Below are 18,278 nucleotides of genomic sequence, written 5' to 3' on the forward strand. Positions count from 1 at the left end.
AGGGAATAATTAATGGCGATTGATATGTCGCAGTCGACTGGCGTTGGCCAGTCAGGCGGAGCCGGCGGATCAAGCGCAGCCAGATGGTTTGCCCGTGGGAACATCTTTACAGCTACCTTATTTGGTGCTGGAGGGTGGTTCTTTGGACACTGGTGGGGTAATGTCATAGCAGGTCATTACACGTCAGTGCAAAACAGCGGTACAAATGACGTATCGTGGCTGCTTGGTGCGATCTTCGCTGTTGTTGCGTGGTTTATTGGTCTCGGTGCTCTCAATCACCCCATTGCTAAGCTCTGGGGTGGGGAGGCTCCGATGGCGGAGAAGAAGCAGAAGTACTCGATTATGGAGTATTTCTCTTATTCGACGGATCACAAGGTTGTGGGTATTCAGTACCTGTTTGCTATGCTAATGTACTTCTTCGTAGCAGGGTTGTTGGCTCTTGGGATAAGGACAGAGCTCCTATCTCCGACCTATCACATCTGGGGTCCTGACACCTACATCGAGATTGTTGGCGAGCATGGAACCATGATGATGATGATGATGACCTCAATTATCATGGGTCCTTTCGGGAACTTCTTGGTGCCACTTATGATCGGTTCAAAGAGGATGGCGTTCCCAAGGCTTGAGGCTGCGTCATTTTGGTTCACGGTTCCCGCCTTCTTCTTCTTGCTCTCCGCTCTGTGGCAGGGAGGATTCCAGTCGGGCTGGACTGGGTATGCGCCTCTCTCCATCCAAGGTGGAGTGGGTCAGGATGCTTATCTATTTAGCTTCACCCTTATGGCGTTGTCGATGCTTGCGGCCTCCACGAACATGGTGGCAACGATCATTAACTACCGTGCACCAGGTATGAGGTGGAGTCGGTTGTCGGTGCTCACTTGGGGTATGATTACGACAGCCTTCACTATGATCCTCTCAGTTCCGGTTCTCATCGATGGTCTTTATGTCATGGGTATGGACCGAGCGGTTCAGACTTCGATGTTGTATGGTCAGCATGGTGGATCACCGTTCCTTTGGGAAAACCTGTTCTGGTTCTTTGGACACCCCGAGGTCTATTTGCTGGCACTGCCTGGGTTTGCAATCACCACCGAGATTCTCCCGGTGTTTGCCAGAAAGCCCGTCTTTGCCCTCAAGACCTCAATTGCTGGAATGATCGGTGTGGCGACATTAAGCTTCTTTGTGTGGCAACACCACCTGTTCAACTCAGGTATGAACCCGGACATGAGACCATTGTTCATGCTCTCAACCGAGTTGATCTCCATTCCGACTGGTTTCCTCTATCTAGTAGGTATGGGAACGGTTTGGAGAGGGCGTCTGCGTTTCAACGTCCCAATGCTGTTCATGTTGGCAGTTTTCTTCAACTTCCTTTGGGGTGGCATAACCGGTGTCTATAACTCAGACGTTCCTGTGGACGCTTTGATTCACGGAAGCTTCTTTGTTATGGCCCACTTCCACTTTACGATTATGGGTCAGTTGATGTTCGCTGTGTTTGGAGCGATCTACTACTACACTCCTCTGTTCTTCGGTATCAAGTTGTCAGAGAAGCTAGGAAAGATTCACTTCTGGACGATGTTCGTGGCTTTCAACTCGACCTTCCTACCCCTGTTTATTGTTGGATGGTTGGGGCAACCAAGGAGGGTTTTCGAGTATGCTGCTAGGTTGCAGACGCTGAACCAGTGGGTATCCATCTCGGCCTATGTCCTTGGTCTGTCCCTAGCGTTCTTCGTGGTCACCTTCATATGGCAGCTCGTAGTTACACGTCCCAAGAGCGAACCCAACCCTTGGGACTCTCGTGGACTTGAGTGGCAGGTTGGTATTCCGGTACCCAAGGACAACTTTGATAGGATCCCCGTGATCTTGTCGTCGCCCTATGAGTATGGGAATCCGAACGCTGGACCTATGGCGGATCTGTCGCCAACGGTTGCCTCTGTTGGGAGTGATGCGTAGTGGCTTCGAATGTTGATGAGAGGCCAGTCATAGATGAGGAAGCGTACTACCATGATGCTTCTTTAGGTGCGACGTGGACCGCATCTCGCACTGCAGTAGCCATGGTTGCGACGTTGTATGGAGGCATCGCCTTCGCCTTCTTCTACCTTAGGTCATTGAACTCTAACGGTCAGTGGAATCCGAATCATATAACCGCATCGACAATCATTGGTACCACGATCTTGGTGCTGATGGTCGTGGCGGCTCTTGTGAATTACTTCGGTGCGCGTAGGCTGAGGCGTGGAATGGTGGTTGACTGGCAGGTCGCTGCTGCCTTCACTGCACTGTTCGTGTTGGTTGCAGGCGGTATGCAGATCTGGGAGTTGACCAGGCTGCCGTTTCAGCCCTCTTCGTTCGGATACGCAAGCGTATTCGTTGCGTTCGGTCCAGTAAACGCCTTTGCTATTTTGCTGAGTGCTTATTGGGCCGAGACGGCAGTAATGCAGTCTGTTCGAATCAAGAAACTGGCCATTACCGATGGAGGTCTTGGTCTGTCAAGTCTTCCAGTCGCTGAGAAGTTCAGGGCCAATGTAGATGGTCTTTCGTTCTTCCTGAACGGTATGGCTCTAATTACCATTGTGTTCTACGTCATCTTTTACGTGATAGCGTAGGAGTTGTTCGTCAGTGCAGTTGGTGCCAGCTCAGCAACTGTGGGGCTGGCACTCTGCACTGGACACTTTATTTCTAGCTAGGAGGAGGTGCAACAGGAGTGTTAGGTATCCTTGGAGAAAACAGCCAAGCAGGGGCTGATATAACCTACATAATTCCGATCGGAGTGTTTATTGCGGCCTTGATCTACGGATTCTTCGTTAGGAAACGTCCTACAAACAAGGTCTAATGTAGATAGTAGAGTTGTCTTTGACGGGTGGACCGACTCAATGAGTTGGTCCACCGTTTGTTTTTGAACTATTTCGATGGGAATTGGGAGCTATTAATGGAGCCGTATGTCTTCTGGCATGATAGGTTCCATTGAGGTTGACTGCTTGGGCGGAGAAGGTGGATTGGTTGGTGTCGGGTCGGCAGGGAAGGGTATCACCAACTATGGCGAGTTGGTTCTATCCCAAGGGAGAGCGTCAGAGCTTCTTGCTTGATCATTAGGATCCTGCTCTGTTTATTTTATCTTTGAGGTGCGTTCTCTGGGTGTTGGCTTAGATAGTGTAAACGGTGAGATGCACCGCTTCTAGCTGCTTACTCCGTGGGCTATCGTTGGAGGCCGTTGGGTCGTTTATTGATGTCTTAGTTGCTCGGGACGATGGCGAAGGAGTCTTTCCATTAGCGTCGCACCTTCTTTGCGTTGTGGTTCTTGTGAGAGCCGAATCTTATTGCTCCTGTCTTTGTTCTCTTTGTTGCAGGGGATAGGTAGTGTCTTTAGGCAAGGTAGTACCGTGGTGTTTCGTCGAGGAATGAGCATCGGATTCGATTTATACGTGCTTCCAAGGCGTCATAGGGTTACGTAGGTAAGGCATCCTCTTGCTTTCGTAGAGTTATTTTGGTGCGGCTTGAATAAAACTTGATTAGCTATTTAGGAGCATTTGGAAGAAGTGAGTTGAGTGACTTACTGTCATCCGAGAGCAAGTTGTTCGACGATTCATGCAGTGGACGATGAGGTGCATCTCGTCGCACTCGTATTGAGCGTGCGAGATAAAGCGTTCCCCTTTTTGTGTTAGTAACGTAGCAAAAAGGCGTGTCTCACCCCTTTACTTTCCTGTAATTGACGGTTAGCAGCTTGGTGTTGTCGAATAAGCGATCTTTTAGACGTTTGACCACTACTTGCCTAAGACCTACCGGTGATATTCAAGAGCAAGCGAAGTGCTCCTATCGTAAGTAACCTTGATCCGAAAGACCATTTCTTCTCGATTTTGTATGTTCTATCCGAACTAAGCTGGGCTTATTACCCTTGGCGGGAACCGGCTTTGCGTCAAATGTCCGACGAACGAGGTTGTCGTAGCGAAGCAAGAATGAGGCGAATGTCTGGCTTTGGATCCGGTCAGCTCCGGTGTCCCTCGCCTGTTGTGCTGCGTCTTTCATCCGAAGGAGTAGCTCAGTTATCCCTGTTGCTCAGGCACTTTGGCATTGCACCTCTCCAACAGAGGCGAGGCTCCTGATCAGGTGTGCTCCACAGACTGCGTGTGTAGCACCTTTGTAGTCGAAGTGGACTCTGAAACGATCATGTACTGCTCTACCTGTGAAGTCTGGAAGCAGACCGAGCTGCTCTACAGCCCTCTACCCCATAGTTCTATTAGCGTGTAACAGCGTGAGATTCTCATTCGATGCGACGTGGAACCAGACCTGCTTCTTTGATAATCGATCTGATGTCTCGTCCATGTGTACTACGTCTGAGGACTTCAGCTGGGCTAGCACCTCACTTAAGAACGGTTCTAATAGCCAGACCCTCTAAGTACAAGGAGTCGAGAAAACCCGTAGAGACTTGTACACCCACCAAGAGATCAGCTATCGCTTCCGATACCCTTTTCATTGGGATATGCTGACCACAAGGCAGATACAGGGCATTTGCCCTGATCCTCGGTCCATAGCGTGCCCACCCTCTTGCTTCGGGGGAACACCCCCGCTGTGGTAGTCCCACGCCAACAACGATGTCGTTCGGAGCGGTGTTTGATACAGGTGAGGGTGGGCTTTGGGGTATCGAAGACCTGACGGGTCTCGATGGACTGAACTGAAGCACCAAAGATATCCGAGCCGCAGCTCGAGCAGTCGAGTGGGCTTTGGAGTACCACCTCGTCTGGGTCCACCTTCTGGGAGAGGTGCTTGCCGTGAGTACCGGGCTCTTTGCCGGGTTTCTTACCCAATGCACGTCGTACTTTGCGGTTGGGACTCTCTGTGTTCGAGTTTCGTCCGAAGAGATCCGAAGACTGCGGCAACTGTGAGTTCTGGGAGTTCTTTGACAGACGCTTCTCTATCTCAGCGAGCCTCTGGGTCGGGATTTCGACTTCGGACTTGAGTAGAGCATTCTCGCTGCGTAGAGTCTCATTCTCCACTTGGAGTTCTATCGCTAAACGCGTTGGTTCTGCTTCCATGGACACCAGTTCAGCACAACCAGAGTCACTTCGCGAGCCCGCAGGTCAGGGCTACATCTCACCCCCCATCAGGTCGTTGGATCTGGCTTGGCTGCCTTGGAGGAATTGGGTTCGATGGGAGGGGGCTAGTTAGAAACTATGTCAGAGATACAGTCACATGTCACGTGCGAACTTAATGTGTTACAGTTGTTTGGAGCTCTCAGGTGAAGTAATCGGGATGAAGTCTGAGTGCTTAGGCCTTATATGAAACCAGTAGGTCGGGAGGTATCGAGCGATCTACTGGATAATGGCATTGTGAGGTTGGGGGATCTGTGCAAAGTATATTTAAAGCTGTGAAGCGGCATCGGTGGAAATTGCTGTTACGCCCTTCAGTGTCCCTGCTTGGAATCATGGGCTTCATAGGAGCACTTCCGTTCACTAATGCGAGTGCGTCACCGTCCCAAGGGGGAGTCCAAACAGCATACTTATTACCACCGGATGGAAACTAAGCAGATGGGTATGGCTCTGACACGAACGCTCCAATACCGACAACGATGTCTAACGGCGTCTGGCTAGAACTAGGAGGCTCGTCCAGTCCTTATGATTTTTACGGTGGTGAAGTGGGATTTTTTGGTCAGTATACAGCCTATGCAGGCCTTGGAGGGTGTGGGGGTACCGATTACTACAATATGACCGCAGCTGATGACGCCAATTACGACACTTCGCAGGTCTTTGCCATGGGATCTACCCCGTATTACATGCTGGCAGGTCCGGGTATCGACGGTAACTATGGAAGTTCGACGGCGGCTTATAACTGGGGTTACAACCAAGCCGAATGGTTATTGAACCACCAGATTCCAGCAATTGGGCTGCCAGATAATAATCGAATTATTTGGATGGACATCGAAGGTAATGAGAATACCGGGGGCTCCAGCTATGGATGGAATAGTGAGGGTAATTCGTGCGGTGTGCGAACTGGTGGAAGTCCTATCCCAAGCTCCATTGACCGACAGACCTTCAATGGATTTTACAATGCCATGTCGCAGGCAGGATATCGTGTTGGAGCATATAGCTCAGCAACGTTCTGGAATTTCACGTTTGGTGGGTATGGAAATATACCTAATACTCTTGAATGGACTTATGAGAGCCAAGCGCAGGTAAATCCGGCGCCTCCACTAGCCAGTTGGTGTACTCAGGGTGTGTGCGCTCAATTTTTTGGCGGACAAAGTGCCGGGGGCCCAAATGCGCTCGTTTGGCAATGGAGCAACTCCAATACTAATGGTTACTACGATTACGATGTAAGTGCTTGGTAGGGTTTGAGAGGATTAAAGAGAGGATTAAAGATATGAAGAAGATTAATCTATCCACGACTCGGTCGAAGCGATATGTGGCGTTGGCGGCAGGCATTCCAAGTGCAGTAGCAGCAGTAATCGTGCTCTTAGTGGTGGCGAATCAGCCATCTATCGTTTCCTTGAGCGACTCAACCGGTACACAATCATCTCAGCCTGCGGTTTCGACGACCACAGTTCCGACTACCGAAGCGCCGACCACCTCGACGACGGCACCATTTTCGGCAAGTGCCCAACCTTGTACGTCGGCGCAGTTAAACATTACTAATAGACCAGTCCTCGCCGGTGAAGCAATGTTCCGGACGACATTGATTTACCCGCTGGAAAACATCTCAAACTCCTCCTGCACAGTAGGTGAGGGAATGCCGACAGTACTTCGGTTGGCACGCGCGAGTTCGATCGCCGCCCTAGACGTGAACACCGCTACATTGCCGACCCCTTACGATACTTCCTCAAGACTCAGTGCTTCTGGAGCACCAAATCCCTTCAACCTTCCCGAAAGCCCAATTACAATTGCACCAGGACATAGTGCTGGTCTCTGGCTAGTTGAAGGGGCTGTTTTCCCAGCGAATGTACCGACCGTACAAAAGGGCTCTCCCGGTTTTAACGCTTGGTTCGCCCAGCAGAGTGCGACCCCAGATTCCTGTGAGATTGTGTTTTCAATTCCCACTCCTTCGGGGCAGGTTTCAGTGCCACTCGTGTACGCATGTCACGGTGTTCCCACGCCTGAACAACAAGAGATCGTAGCGATGTATCCGATTACGCCCACGACAGCATGGACGAGTGCCATGGAGACTGCGTTGAGCGCACATACGTCGTAATGGTTGCAGCGGAGAGGATGGTGCGGTCAACTGGTCATTGCAACAGAGCTGGTTATGGTGGCCAGCAGTTGCAAGAGACGGAGACCGAATGCCATGAGTACGTTTAGCTGTTGAAGAGCTTGAGACCATAGCACTCGGGCTTGCCAGTGGAGAATACCGCTCCGATATTGCACGGAGGGCGCAGGGACCGACCCCCACCATCTCTTGCAAGGTGAACCGCTGTGGCGGAAGATCCCACCTACACATCATCGCCGGTGCAACGGATCTCCAAGCGCTGTGGGCGTCGACCCAAGGTGTCAAAGCTCGCCTCGAACCTCGTCTTGGAAGTTTTTGTGGAGGAGGGACTCACGAGGAGGTGGTCTCCCGCTGAGATCCACGCAAGACTGGTCTTGGAGTATCCAGATGACGAGGCGATGCGAGTGTCACATGAGACGATCTACTTCTCCCTGTACGTTCAGGCTGAGAGAGGGCTCAAGAAGGAACTGCTCTCTGCCCTTCGTTCGGGACGACTCCGTCGTCGTCCTCGAAAGCGTGGTGAATCAGCACGTAGGAGTGTATTTGGTGACGTGGTCCCCATCTCGGAACGTCCTCCTGAAGCGAGCGATGGCGCGCTCCCGGGACGCTGGAAGGGGAACCTCATTATGGGTGCTCTAAATCGCTCCGCAATCGTGATGTGACCCTACCCAGTCTGCGTGGACACCTAAGAAACCAACATACGGTGTTGGATGAAGGGATGTCACAGTAGGAGCTCCTCATATTCGGCATGACCTGCGGCTTGTTGCGAGTTGAACTGACAGTCTCGCGCCAACTTTTCAGGCGTTGGAACCATCCGTTCACTCACTCCTGTTCGTGATGATGAAGTGGGCTCGTTTTCTCTATGGCCTTGAGCTGTTCTCGCTGTGCCTTGATCTTCTTCAGGGTATTTCTATCAGGTCCTTCTATCGTTGCTCACCCATCGTTTGGGGCGGTCTCGGTGATTCGTCGGTTTTGAACTTTCTGTGTTGGAAGTTCTAGCCTTGGGCTATTTGTCGGCGCCGGTAGGCGGTCTTATTTTGGTATGGGTTGGTACCTGTGTGCGCTTCTTATTCAAACTCTCCCCTAGTCTGCGGAGGTTTGGTAGATCCAGATTTTAGGAGGTTCGTTCTTTTGCGGTTGATCACTAAGCACCAGGTAGAGGTTCAGACCTTCCACCTGGTGTGCGCATCTCAGACAGTTCTCTCTGGTGCTGCGGCTAGGAGGGGCATGCCCTAGGGTCCCATGGCTGTAAAGGTTGGTTGTACTGCGTTGCCGGCAACGTTATTGGAGCCGTTATCGAGGTGGAGCTTTGGGCTGAATTAGTCGCTGAGGTCATTGCTGTCGTGCTTGGAGCTGCTGCTGTGGCAGTGGTGGATTGGGTGCTAGAGGGGGGGGAGGCCACCACTAGTCCGGTTCCAGTTACAAGCTCTATCGGCGTTCCTGTTGGGTTTGACTGGACACGTCCCATTACAACTGCTCCTGAGAGCGAGTTTAGAAGCACCTCTGCCTGAGCAATGTGTCCTGGCGTGTATCGGATTATGGTCTCGGCTGGACTTGACCTGACAGTGGCGTTGCCAACGGTTCCTATTTTGTATCCGAGCGCAGCAAGAGACTGTGATACCTGGGTAGCTTGGTCGTAGGTGCCGCTTCCGTTCATCACAGAGACTGTTATCTGCGAAGTTGGGATGTTGGGTACCTTTAGACCTAGATACTTATCGATGATCTGTTGATCTTGGGGCTGAGCTGGAAACACTACATCTCCGTAGTTTGCGTTGTTGTATACAAAGTTATTCTCCAGCGCTATCGGTAAGGTGACGGTAGGCGTGTTGGAGAGGCTTACGTTTCGAAACTGTTCAGCGATAGAGATCATATCGTTTAGGGTGAATCCCGAGTCTACAGTTAGATACTTTGTAATGCCTCCTAAGACTGAGTTGAGTTCCACGGGATTCAATAGGCCCTGAGAGCGGACTTGTTCTGCAAGTACCTTCAGGAACTCGTGATCTCGGCGGATCCTTGAAAGGTCGCCGAGGGGATCTTCGGTCCATACTCCGTTGTCATAGTAGTACAGATGCCTGGCTCGTACTAGCTCAAGAGCCTGAAAGCCGTTTAGAACCTTGCAACCAGGAGTCTGCACGTTCAGGCCAGAGTAAGCGTCCTTTACAGGCATGGGAAAGTACATCTTGACACCGCCAAGAGCGTTCACGACGTTTTGAAAGGAGTCGAAGTTGAGCTCGACGTAACGTTGTATCGGGATGCCAAGATCGTACTCTATCGTCTTTACCAGTTGTTCGGGGGAGAGGTTCAAAGCGTCGTCGACGCGATTGGCGATATGGGTGTTAGGTATGGGAACAAACAGGTCTCGAGGAATCGATACAAGAGAAACGGTTGAGTTTGCGGGGTTGAAGTGCGCAATCATTGTGACGTCGCTGCGACCCCCCCCAACCTGGGTAGCAGATCCAAAGTATTTGGCTTGGGCGGGATTTAGTCCCTGGCGAGTGTTGTCTCCGACCAATAAAATATTAAAGGGCTGCGAGGGCACTGTCTGCGAGAGGCTAGAGACGCCAACTTTATGAATCTGATTAAACCTAAAAAGAGCGTATAGGTACGTAGATCCACCTAACAAGATGAGAACCAGCACTAGTAGCAGACCCGTTCGGCGCAACCTCTTGGCACGACTTTTTCTTGCCTTCTTGGAGTGACTTGGCCCTGAAGTTGGCTTTTGACCTGGTTCTTGATAACTCATTTGTTCTTGTTTTGTTCCTTTCAGTCGCCTGCGCTGAATCGGGCTACTATGATGCTACAGGCAGTCCCGTGAAGTGAGTCCAGAGAGGCTCATACGGTAGTAGGAGGCTAGCGTGATGACGCGCGTTGTTAGGCCGCAGATCGACGGCAGTCGCTTAGGTTCTACTAATAGTTGTATCCTCGAAAGGCAAGACATTCAGCGAGCTGTAAAGCGAATGGCTCACGAGGTTGTGGAGCGAAATCGCGGAGTAGACAATCTTGTTGTGGTCGGGATCGAACGGGGAGGAACTTGGATAGCCAGGGATATCTCTTGTGAGCTGAGCAGGATAGAAGAGGCTGACACAAAGTACTTTCCCTTAGATGTTAGTAGCTTTAGAGACGATGTTCCTCGAAGGCGGATTGAGAGAGAGTTCCGGCCGTGGGAGATGGTTGAAGGCAAGACAATCGTGCTCTGTGACGACGTCCTGTACACAGGAAGAACCGTAAGAGCAGCCTTTGACGCGCTAGCTCAGTACGGGCGGCCTGCTCAGGTTCAGCTCGCCGTGCTGATCGATCGTGGTCATCGTGAATTTCCGATTCGGGCTGATTACGTAGGCAAAAACGTTCCTACATCAAGGGAAGAGTTCGTGGTCGTAACCGACAGAGGTGTTGGGATTGAAAGAAGAAGCAAGTGACGGTGCTAGATGACCGTCGCTGTCGCGGGGTGAGTGGTAAAGACTTTTTAGCTATTGCTGAGCTTACAAAAGATAAAGTTCAGACACTTGTGGAACAGGCCCATTTCTATCAGAGAAGGTTTAGCAAAGAGGGTGTTAGGGACTTTGGAGAGCTCAAGGGTCAGGTAGTAGTCTCTCTATTTTATGAAAACTCCACAAGGACTCGCATGTCTTTTGAGAGAGCGACCAAGCTCTTAGGTGGGGACTTTGCCTACTTCGATATAGCTTCATCTTCGGTTGCAAAAGGCGAGTCTCTAAGAGATACGGCAACTGTGCTTGAGGCGCTTGGGTTCTCGGCAGTGGTTGTGCGACATTACAGCGAGGGTGTGTCACATCAAGTTGCTAAGTGGTTGGACATCCCTGTGATAAACGCTGGAGATGGCTGCCACGAGCACCCATCTCAAGCCATAGGTGATCTCGTTACCCTGTCTGAACGCTTTGGATCTCTCAAGGCTCTTGATGGTCTGAAGGTCGCCTTCGTGGGTGATGTGGCGCACTCGAGAGTTGCGCGCTCTGTCTCGAGGGCTGTTGCTTTGTTTGGTGCTAGCTCCGTATTTGTTGGTCCTCCAGAGATGTTGCCTCCGTTTCGGAATATGCCCGTTGTTTACGATCTCGACGAGGTGATAGGCGAGGTTGACGTGCTTTACATGTTGAGAGTGCAACAGGAGCGTCTCCTTGAGAGAGAAACGATAGATCTCGCTAGTTACGTGAGACGCTTTCAGCTGAACCAAATAAGGTCAGCGAAGATGAGACAAGGCGGGGTAATTATGCATCCAGGACCGATGAACGTTGGCGTGGAGGTCGACGCATATGTGTCGAAGTCCTTAGAGCTCCTTGCTCCGGCACAGGTTAGAAATGGGGTGTTTGGGCGAATGGCTATTTTGTCTTCACTGCTTGGGGGAGAAGAGGTTGCCTGAGGTGTGGATACGAGGAGGGAAGCTCTTCGACGGGGAAGGATTCAAAGAAAGCGACCTCGCTGTATCTCAAGACAGGATCCGTAAAGTCGGTGACCAAGAGACCCCGCCCCTTGGTACGAGAGTCATAGACGCAGGTGGAAGATACGTAGGTCCAGCCTTTGTCGATCTCCATACCCATAGCCGAACTCCCGGTAAAGATGGATCCGAGACAGCAGATACCCTGGTTCGAGCGGCAGCTCTTGGAGGATACTGCTTTATGGTGGCGATGGCCAACACCGATCCGGTGGTCGATAGTGTTGACCTATACAAAGACCTCACCAGATCCTTTGCTCGCTACTCAGTAGAGGTCTTACAGGCAGCCTCGGTCACCAAGAGGCGAGAAGGCAATGAGCTAGTCGATATGGTTTCCTTGCACGAAGCCGGAGCGGTTTTCTTCAGCGACGATGGGGACGTCATCTCAGACGCGAGGCTGATGAAGAAGGCCCTTGAGTACTCAAGACGGCTCGGGGTGATAGTAGCAGAACACGCACAGGATGAGCGACTTTCTTATGGTGGTGTGATGAACGAGGGAGAGATCTCCTCTGAGCTTGGTGTCTCTGGAATTCCTGAAGACGCTGAGTCCGTAGTCGTAGCTAGAGACCTTGAACTTAATCGGGTGGTGAAGGGCAATCTGCATCTTATGCATCTAAGCTCTCTCGGCTCGATTGAGCTCTTACGCCATGCCCGAAGCGCCGGAATCCCCTTTAGTTCTGAGGTCACTCCACATCACCTGCTTCTAAACGACAGCGAACTTAGAGAGTTTAACACCAACTACAAGGTAAATCCTCCTCTTCGTTCAGAACAAACTAGGCGAGCTTTGCTACGGGCCTTCAGAGCCGATCTATTCGACGTTGTCGGCACGGATCATGCACCACACGCACGGCATCTTAAGGAACGATCTATTAGGGAGGCACCCTTTGGTCTCATCGGCCTTCAGAGCGCATTTTCGGCCACGATCAGTGCTCTCGTCGACTCAGAAGAAGGTGACATGGGTAACACAGAGGTAGACACTTCGTTTATTGAGGAGTCGTTGGCGCTTATCTTTCGCAAGATGGCGGTTGCTCCGCAAAGGATACTTGAATCAGTCACTGGAGTCAAAGCGAAAGTGCCTGCCTATGTGGTCGTAGACCCAAGCTCAAAGTCATCGCTGCAAGAAAGTGATTTGGTTTCTATGTCAAAGAACAGTCCTTATATTGGACGGGAGCTTCGAGGCTCGGTCGCATCTTTGGTGATCGGAGAAAATGTCTTGGTGGACGAGGGACGCTTGGTGGAAGAAGGGATCATCAATGCAAGATAGAACGAGGGGTTTTATTGTCCTATCAGACGGAAGCTATTTCGACGGAACCGTTGTAACGGCTTGTTCTGATGAACCAGAGGTACTCGCCTCTGGTGAGGTCGTGTTCAACACGGCGATGAGTGGATATCAGGAGGTAATTACCGACCCGTCATACTCGGGGCAAATAGTGACCTTTACCTATCCCCATATAGGTAACTATGGCGTCTGTGACGACGACTTTGAATCCGATGCCGTGCATGCCGAGGCCATCATATCCCGAGACGTCTCGATGTCCTACTCTAATTGGCGAGCTGAGATGTCTATCATCGATCTCTTGAATAAGGAGCGAGTTCCACTCGTCACCGACGTCGATACTAGGGCCCTTACCCGCCATATAAGGGAGAACGGATCTCTAGGTGCAGTAGTCGTCTCTCACGATCTGGACTTTGGCTTAGGTGAAATCTCCAAGGCGACTACCACAGAGGACCGGGATCTCGTGACTGGTGTGACGACCAACGAGATCACCACATATGGATCGCAAGGACCTCTCATCGTGGCTTATGACTTCGGAGTCAAACGGTCCATGATACGTCTCCTGGCGGAGAGGTTCAAAGTGGTCGTCGTTCCCTCCTACACGCCAGCCTACGAGGTTCTTCGACTGAACCCTGAGGGTGTGTTTCTCTCAAACGGTCCGGGGGACCCTGCAGCCTTAGGTGGGATAACCAAAGAGATCGAAGAACTTCTAGGTCAGGTGCCGGTCTTTGGCATCTGTCTTGGACACCAACTAATGGCTACCGCAATGGGTGCAAAGACCTTGCGAATGCGCTTTGGTCACCACGGCTCTAACCATCCAGTTTCAGATCAACACACAAAAAAAGTTGAGATAACCTCTCAGAACCACAACTACGCCGTAGACAAGGGATCTCTGATACAGTCGGTTCCTGACGCAGTCGTCACTCATATTAGCCTCAACGATGAGGTGGTTGAAGGGGTCGCTTACCCGAAGGTGAAGGCGTTCTCTGTGCAATACCACCCCGAGGCTGCTCCTGGTCCTCACGACTCTTTGTATTTATTCGATAGATTTGAAAAGCTCGTACGAACGGGGGTGCTCTAGTGCCCAAGAGAGACGACATATCTTCAGTGTTAGTGATCGGATCCGGGCCCATAGTGATCGGGCAGGCGTGTGAGTTTGACTACTCCGGTGTTCAGGCTTGCAGAGTGCTTAGATCCGAAGGCATAAGGGTTATTCTTGCAAATTCAAATCCTGCCACCATTATGACGGATCCGGAGTTTGCGGACGCAACCTACATTGAGCCTTTGGAGCCAGAGATCTTAGAAAAGATTATCGCAAAGGAGAGGCCAGACGTCCTTCTTCCAACGCTAGGAGGACAGACCGCTTTGAACCTCGCTATAACTCTCTCCGAGAGCGGAGTTCTAAAGCGCTACGGTGTGGAGATGATAGGCGCCAACGAGCAGTCGATCAAGACCGCTGAGGATCGCGACCTCTTCAAGATTGCGATGAAGGAGATAGGGGTGTCGACGCCACGGTCAGCTCTGGCGCACAGCTACGAAGAGGCGCTTGTCATCGCCGATGAGATAGGTTTTCCAGTCATGCTGCGGCCGTCCTTTATCCTTGGAGGCGCTGGTACAGGTATATGTCGCGACAAAGCATCTTTCTCGGAGATGGTCAGGGCAGGGCTACAGGCATCGCCGATCCACCAGGTTTTGATCGAGGAGTCGATCGAAGGTTGGAAGGAGTTCGAGCTTGAACTTATGAGAGACGCTGCGGACAACTGCGTGGTTGTCTGTTCGATCGAGAACTTTGATCCCATGGGTGTCCATACGGGTGACTCCATCACGGTAGCACCGGCGCAGACTTTGAGTGATTTCGAGTATCAAGAGATGAGAGACACAGCTTTTCGGGTGATACGACGAATTGGGGTGGAGACGGGTGGGTCAAACATCCAGTTTGCCATCGATCCCAAAGATGGTCGCATGGTCGTCATAGAGATGAACCCACGAGTATCTAGGTCTTCGGCTCTTGCCTCTAAGGCAACTGGTTTTCCCATAGCGAAGATAGCCACAAAGCTTGCGCTCGGCTACCTCTTGGACGAGGTACAAAACGACATCACTCGTGTTACGCCCGCAAGCTTTGAGCCTACGATCGACTACGTGGTAACGAAGGTGCCAAGGTGGGTCTTTGAGAAGTTTCCCGGAGCGGTTGATCGTCTTGGAACTTCGATGCAGTCCGTAGGCGAGGCTATGGGTGTCGGAAGGAGCTTTTGCGAGTCGCTTCAAAAGGCCCTCAGGTCGATTGAACGAGGGCGGGAGGGTCTAAATGCGGACCCTGGAGAGATAGCTTATGACAGACTGAACACCGTACAACTCCTAGAAGAGATCGAGACGCCGACCTCCGACCGAATATTTAAGCTTGAGTCGCTGCTAAGGAGAGGGTGCAGGACCAAGGAACTTTCGGATCGAACCGGGATAGATCCGTGGTTCTTGGACCAGATGGCCAGGATCTCAAAGTTTAGGAACAGGCTCGCCTTGAAGGCGAACAAATTTGGAGCGCAGTCGCTCTCAGACGAAGATTTAAGAGAAGCCAAGCGGTTAGGGTTTTCAGACGCCCAGATCTCTTACATAACCCAGATCGACGAACGGCACATCGAGAGGCGGCGGCGTGATATGGGGCTTGTATCTACCTATAAGGCAGTCGATACTTGCGCAGCCGAGTTCGAAGCCTTTACTCCATACTTCTACTCCACTTATGAGTCCCACTCCGAGGTTCCAGCGTCTAGCGCACCTAAGGTTATTATCTTGGGTTCTGGTCCTAATCGAATAGGGCAGGGGCTTGAGTTCGACTACTGCTGTGTCCATGCGAGCTTTTCTCTCAGAGACGCTGGATACGAGACGATTATGATCAACTGTAACCCTGAGACCGTCTCAACGGACTACGACACATCAACGAGACTCTATGTTGAGCCTCTAACCAAAGAGTCCGTGAACGACGTGATTCATGCCGAGTCTAAAACGGGACAACTCTTAGGGGTAATAGTCTCCTTTGGGGGTCAAACCCCTCTTAGGCTAGCGGGAGACATAGACCCGTCTTTGGTTCTTGGCACCTCTCCATCGTCTATAGACCTGGCCGAAGACCGTGAACGGTGGAACGACCTCTGCGCTAGGCTAAACATCCCCCAACCTCACGGTGCCACGGTGCATTCGGTGTCAGAGGCGAAAGAAGTTGTCGGAAGGATTGGGTTTCCTGTGCTGCTAAGGCCTAGCTATGTGCTTGGAGGCCGAGCAATGGAGATCGTCTACGACCAACAGCAGCTTGAGGCCGCCTTTAGCCGTCTCAAATCACTCAAAGGAGAGGGGTCTCGCAGTGAAAGTGGTCCGGTGCTCGTGGACAAGTTTCTTGAGGACGCCATAGAGGTAGACGTTGATGCCGTTCGAGACAGGGTTGGAGACTTCTACATAGGCGGAGTTATGGAGCACGTCGAAGAAGCAGGAGTGCACTCCGGTGACTCAGCATGTGCTCTTCCACCCCAAACGCTGTCTGCTGAGACCCTAGGCGTAATATCAGAGTACTCCAAAGCCCTCGCTGATGAGTTGGAGGTGGTTGGTCTTATCAACATCCAGTTCGCTGTAAAGGCAGGACAGGTATTTGTAATTGAAGCGAACCCCAGGGCTTCGAGAACGGTGCCGTTTGTAGCCAAGGCAACGGCGGTTCCCCTGGCAAAGATAGCCTCGCTCGTTATGGTGGGAGAGACCTTGGACTCCCTTAGGTCAAAGGGCATGCTGAGGCCGGAGACTCCTCTAACTCATGTGGCGGTGAAAGAGGCCGTCCTGCCCTTTAATCGCTTCCCTGAAGCCGATACCTTGCTAGGTCCGGAGATGCGCTCCACCGGAGAGGTGATGGGTATAGACACATCGTTTCCCATGGCCTTTCTAAAGAGTCAGTTGGGTGCCGGAACAAAGCTGCCCAAAGACGGAACCGTCTTCCTCTCACTGGCCGATCGAGACAAGGCCAAAGGGGCCGAGTTGGGCAGAGGGTTCCAGGGCCTAGGATATAGGATCTGTGCGACCCAAGGTACCGCAGAGTATCTAAGAGCTAACGGTGTCAATGTAGATCTTGAGGTCGCAAAGGTTTCAGATGAGAGAGATGTGGACTTAGCGGCGGATCGGATCGCTGAAGATGGGAGAGTCGATGCTGTGAGGCTGATCTCCTCTGGCGTGGTCTCCTTAGTGATCAATACTCCTAGAGGCTCGGGCCCAAGGGCTGATGGATACAGGATTAGAAGCGCTGCTCAGAGGAGTTTGGTTCCTGCACTTACGACGGTGTCGGCGGCGCAAGCCGCCCTTATGGCTCTGAGGGAGATAAGAGGCAGAGACCTAGAGGTTCACTCCATACAGGAGTTTCACAGTACTCTGCAGGAAAGATGAAGCTGTTGCGCCGTGGATCTCGATCACCCATTGACCTAAGCACCAAGGTGTTCGGTGTGGAGGTTGTATCGCCGATTCTAAGTGCTTCAGGGACGTCGGGGTATGGGGCGGAACTGGCTGCCTTTTTTGATCTTTCATCGATCGGAGCGATCGTAGTAAAGTCGCTCGCCCATTTTGCTCATGGGGGTAACAAGGCTCCAAGAGTGGGTGCTCTGTCCACAGGGATGATAAATTCAGTCGGTCTACCCGGCCCAGGAGTTCGTGCCTGGATACAGCGGTATCTTCCCTTTCTGATCGAGCACAGGGCAAAGGTAGTGGTAAGTATCTGGGGACGCACACAGTCTGACTACGCTCAGGCAGCTCAGGAGCTGGAAGAGGTCTCTGAGGCTTTGACTGCGCTTGAGATCAACGTTTCTTGCCCCAACACCGAGCGTGCGGGTGAGATGTTTGGTCACGATCCAAGAGAGACGAAACAGATTGTAGAGGCCGTGTCAGCGGTGACCTCTCTGCCTATCGCTCTCAAACTTTCGCCCAATACAGATAGATATTTAGAGGTCGCTTGCGCAGCTATCGAAGGGGGAGCGAACACTATCGTTGCGGCTAACACCTACCTTGGTTATGCCCATGAAAAAGGAGGGACCAGATCTATTCTCGGGAGCGATGGGGGCGGAGTGTCTGGAGCTGGTATTCGCCCTGTGTCCCTACGTATCGTAAGAGAGTTGCGTCATGCGCTTCCTGACTGTGATATCGTCGGTGTCGGCGGTATCTACAGTGCGAAAGATGCAGTCTCCTACCTCCTCGAAGGAGCGTCCGCAGTGGAGGTCGGTACCGCCTCGTTCTTCGATCCTAGATCCATCTCAAAGATACAGGAGGATTTAAAGACGATGATCACAAGGAGCGGGGTGGGAACCCTGGCTGAGTACTTGGAAAGACTCAGAGCAAGTTAGTCGCATGCGAAGACTCTTA

General features: G+C 51.8%; 15 protein-coding genes and 1 pseudogene. 13 read left to right on the forward strand and 3 right to left on the reverse strand.

The genetic code is table 11. From position 1 onward, the window contains the following. Window positions 1–12: 12 nt before the first annotated feature. From BUA24_RS02530 to BUA24_RS12395, 4 genes are all read left to right on the forward strand, one after another. The gene (locus BUA24_RS02530; protein ID WP_072788440.1) at window positions 13–1,944 is read left to right on the forward strand and encodes a cytochrome c oxidase subunit I; all 1,932 of its coding nucleotides are present in this window, start codon (window positions 13–15) and stop codon (window positions 1,942–1,944) included. Beyond that, window positions 1,944–2,594 (forward strand): hypothetical protein, encoded by a 651-nt coding sequence (locus BUA24_RS02535; protein WP_072788442.1) that lies wholly within the window; start codon window positions 1,944–1,946, stop codon window positions 2,592–2,594. The genes BUA24_RS02530 and BUA24_RS02535 overlap by 1 nt, the downstream gene beginning before the upstream one ends. 98 nt (window positions 2,595–2,692) lie before the next feature. After that, window positions 2,693–2,821, forward strand: a complete 129-nt coding sequence (locus BUA24_RS13090) for a hypothetical protein (RefSeq protein WP_272867271.1) — start codon at window positions 2,693–2,695, stop codon at window positions 2,819–2,821. Between the two features lie 106 nt (window positions 2,822–2,927). Then, window positions 2,928–3,074, forward strand: a complete 147-nt coding sequence (locus BUA24_RS12395) for a hypothetical protein (RefSeq protein ID WP_178138675.1) — start codon at window positions 2,928–2,930, stop codon at window positions 3,072–3,074. A gap of 1,132 nt (window positions 3,075–4,206) precedes the next feature. Here BUA24_RS12395 and BUA24_RS13300 read toward each other — a convergent pair. Both BUA24_RS13300 and BUA24_RS02550 read right to left on the reverse strand, forming a co-directional pair. Next, window positions 4,207–4,359, reverse strand: a pseudogene (locus tag BUA24_RS13300) (IS66 family transposase); the annotation flags it as partial. A 71-nt stretch (window positions 4,360–4,430) separates the two neighbouring features. Beyond that, complete coding sequence (locus tag BUA24_RS02550; RefSeq protein WP_072788444.1) at window positions 4,431–5,018, reverse strand: DUF6444 domain-containing protein; 588 nt, start codon at window positions 5,016–5,018, stop codon at window positions 4,431–4,433. A gap of 533 nt (window positions 5,019–5,551) precedes the next feature. On the opposite strand from BUA24_RS02550, the gene BUA24_RS02555 reads away from it, so the two are divergent. The 3 genes from BUA24_RS02555 to BUA24_RS02565 all read left to right on the forward strand — a co-directional run bounded on the left by BUA24_RS02555 (window position 5,552) and on the right by BUA24_RS02565 (window position 7,844). Beyond that, window positions 5,552–6,310, forward strand: a complete 759-nt coding sequence (locus BUA24_RS02555; RefSeq protein WP_143146350.1) for a hypothetical protein — start codon at window positions 5,552–5,554, stop codon at window positions 6,308–6,310. 32 nt (window positions 6,311–6,342) lie between these two features. Continuing rightward, window positions 6,343–7,167, forward strand: coding sequence for a hypothetical protein (locus BUA24_RS02560; RefSeq protein ID WP_143146351.1), 825 nt, complete (start codon window positions 6,343–6,345; stop codon window positions 7,165–7,167). Window positions 7,168–7,388: 221 nt separating this feature from the next. Continuing rightward, window positions 7,389–7,844, forward strand: coding sequence for a hypothetical protein (locus tag BUA24_RS02565; protein ID WP_072788459.1), 456 nt, complete (start codon window positions 7,389–7,391; stop codon window positions 7,842–7,844). A gap of 554 nt (window positions 7,845–8,398) precedes the next feature. Here BUA24_RS02565 and BUA24_RS02570 read toward each other — a convergent pair. Then, window positions 8,399–9,925, reverse strand: coding sequence for an LCP family protein (locus BUA24_RS02570; RefSeq protein WP_072788461.1), 1,527 nt, complete (start codon window positions 9,923–9,925; stop codon window positions 8,399–8,401). A 115-nt stretch (window positions 9,926–10,040) separates the two neighbouring features. Here BUA24_RS02570 and pyrR point away from each other — a divergent pair, with 115 nt between their 5' ends. From pyrR to BUA24_RS02600, 6 genes are read left to right on the forward strand one after another with little or no spacing between them, the layout of a single operon-like run. Then, window positions 10,041–10,598, forward strand: a complete 558-nt coding sequence (gene pyrR, locus BUA24_RS02575; protein ID WP_072788463.1) for a bifunctional pyr operon transcriptional regulator/uracil phosphoribosyltransferase PyrR — start codon at window positions 10,041–10,043, stop codon at window positions 10,596–10,598. Between the two features lie 29 nt (window positions 10,599–10,627). After that, window positions 10,628–11,554 (forward strand): aspartate carbamoyltransferase catalytic subunit, encoded by a 927-nt coding sequence (locus BUA24_RS02580; RefSeq protein ID WP_072788525.1) that lies wholly within the window; start codon window positions 10,628–10,630, stop codon window positions 11,552–11,554. 1 nt (window position 11,555) lies between these two features. Further along, window positions 11,556–12,890: a dihydroorotase gene (locus BUA24_RS02585; RefSeq protein ID WP_245790266.1), complete on the forward strand. Its 1,335-nt coding sequence runs from the start codon at window positions 11,556–11,558 to the stop codon at window positions 12,888–12,890. Next, on the forward strand, window positions 12,880–13,983 hold the full coding sequence (carA, locus tag BUA24_RS02590) for a glutamine-hydrolyzing carbamoyl-phosphate synthase small subunit (RefSeq protein WP_072788467.1): 1,104 nt from the start codon (window positions 12,880–12,882) through the stop codon (window positions 13,981–13,983). The genes BUA24_RS02585 and carA overlap by 11 nt, the downstream gene beginning before the upstream one ends. Then, the gene (gene carB / locus BUA24_RS02595) at window positions 13,983–17,312 is read left to right on the forward strand and encodes a carbamoyl-phosphate synthase large subunit (RefSeq protein ID WP_072788469.1); all 3,330 of its coding nucleotides are present in this window, start codon (window positions 13,983–13,985) and stop codon (window positions 17,310–17,312) included. The genes carA and carB overlap by 1 nt, the downstream gene beginning before the upstream one ends. Continuing rightward, window positions 17,309–18,259, forward strand: a complete 951-nt coding sequence (locus BUA24_RS02600; protein ID WP_072788471.1) for a dihydroorotate dehydrogenase — start codon at window positions 17,309–17,311, stop codon at window positions 18,257–18,259. Before carB ends, BUA24_RS02600 begins: the two co-directional genes overlap by 4 nt. Window positions 18,260–18,278 lie beyond the last annotated feature (19 nt).

Origin of the sequence: Ferrithrix thermotolerans DSM 19514 (assembly GCF_900128965.1) — a bacterium.
GTDB classification, from domain to species: domain Bacteria; phylum Actinomycetota; class Acidimicrobiia; order Acidimicrobiales; family Acidimicrobiaceae; genus Ferrithrix; species Ferrithrix thermotolerans.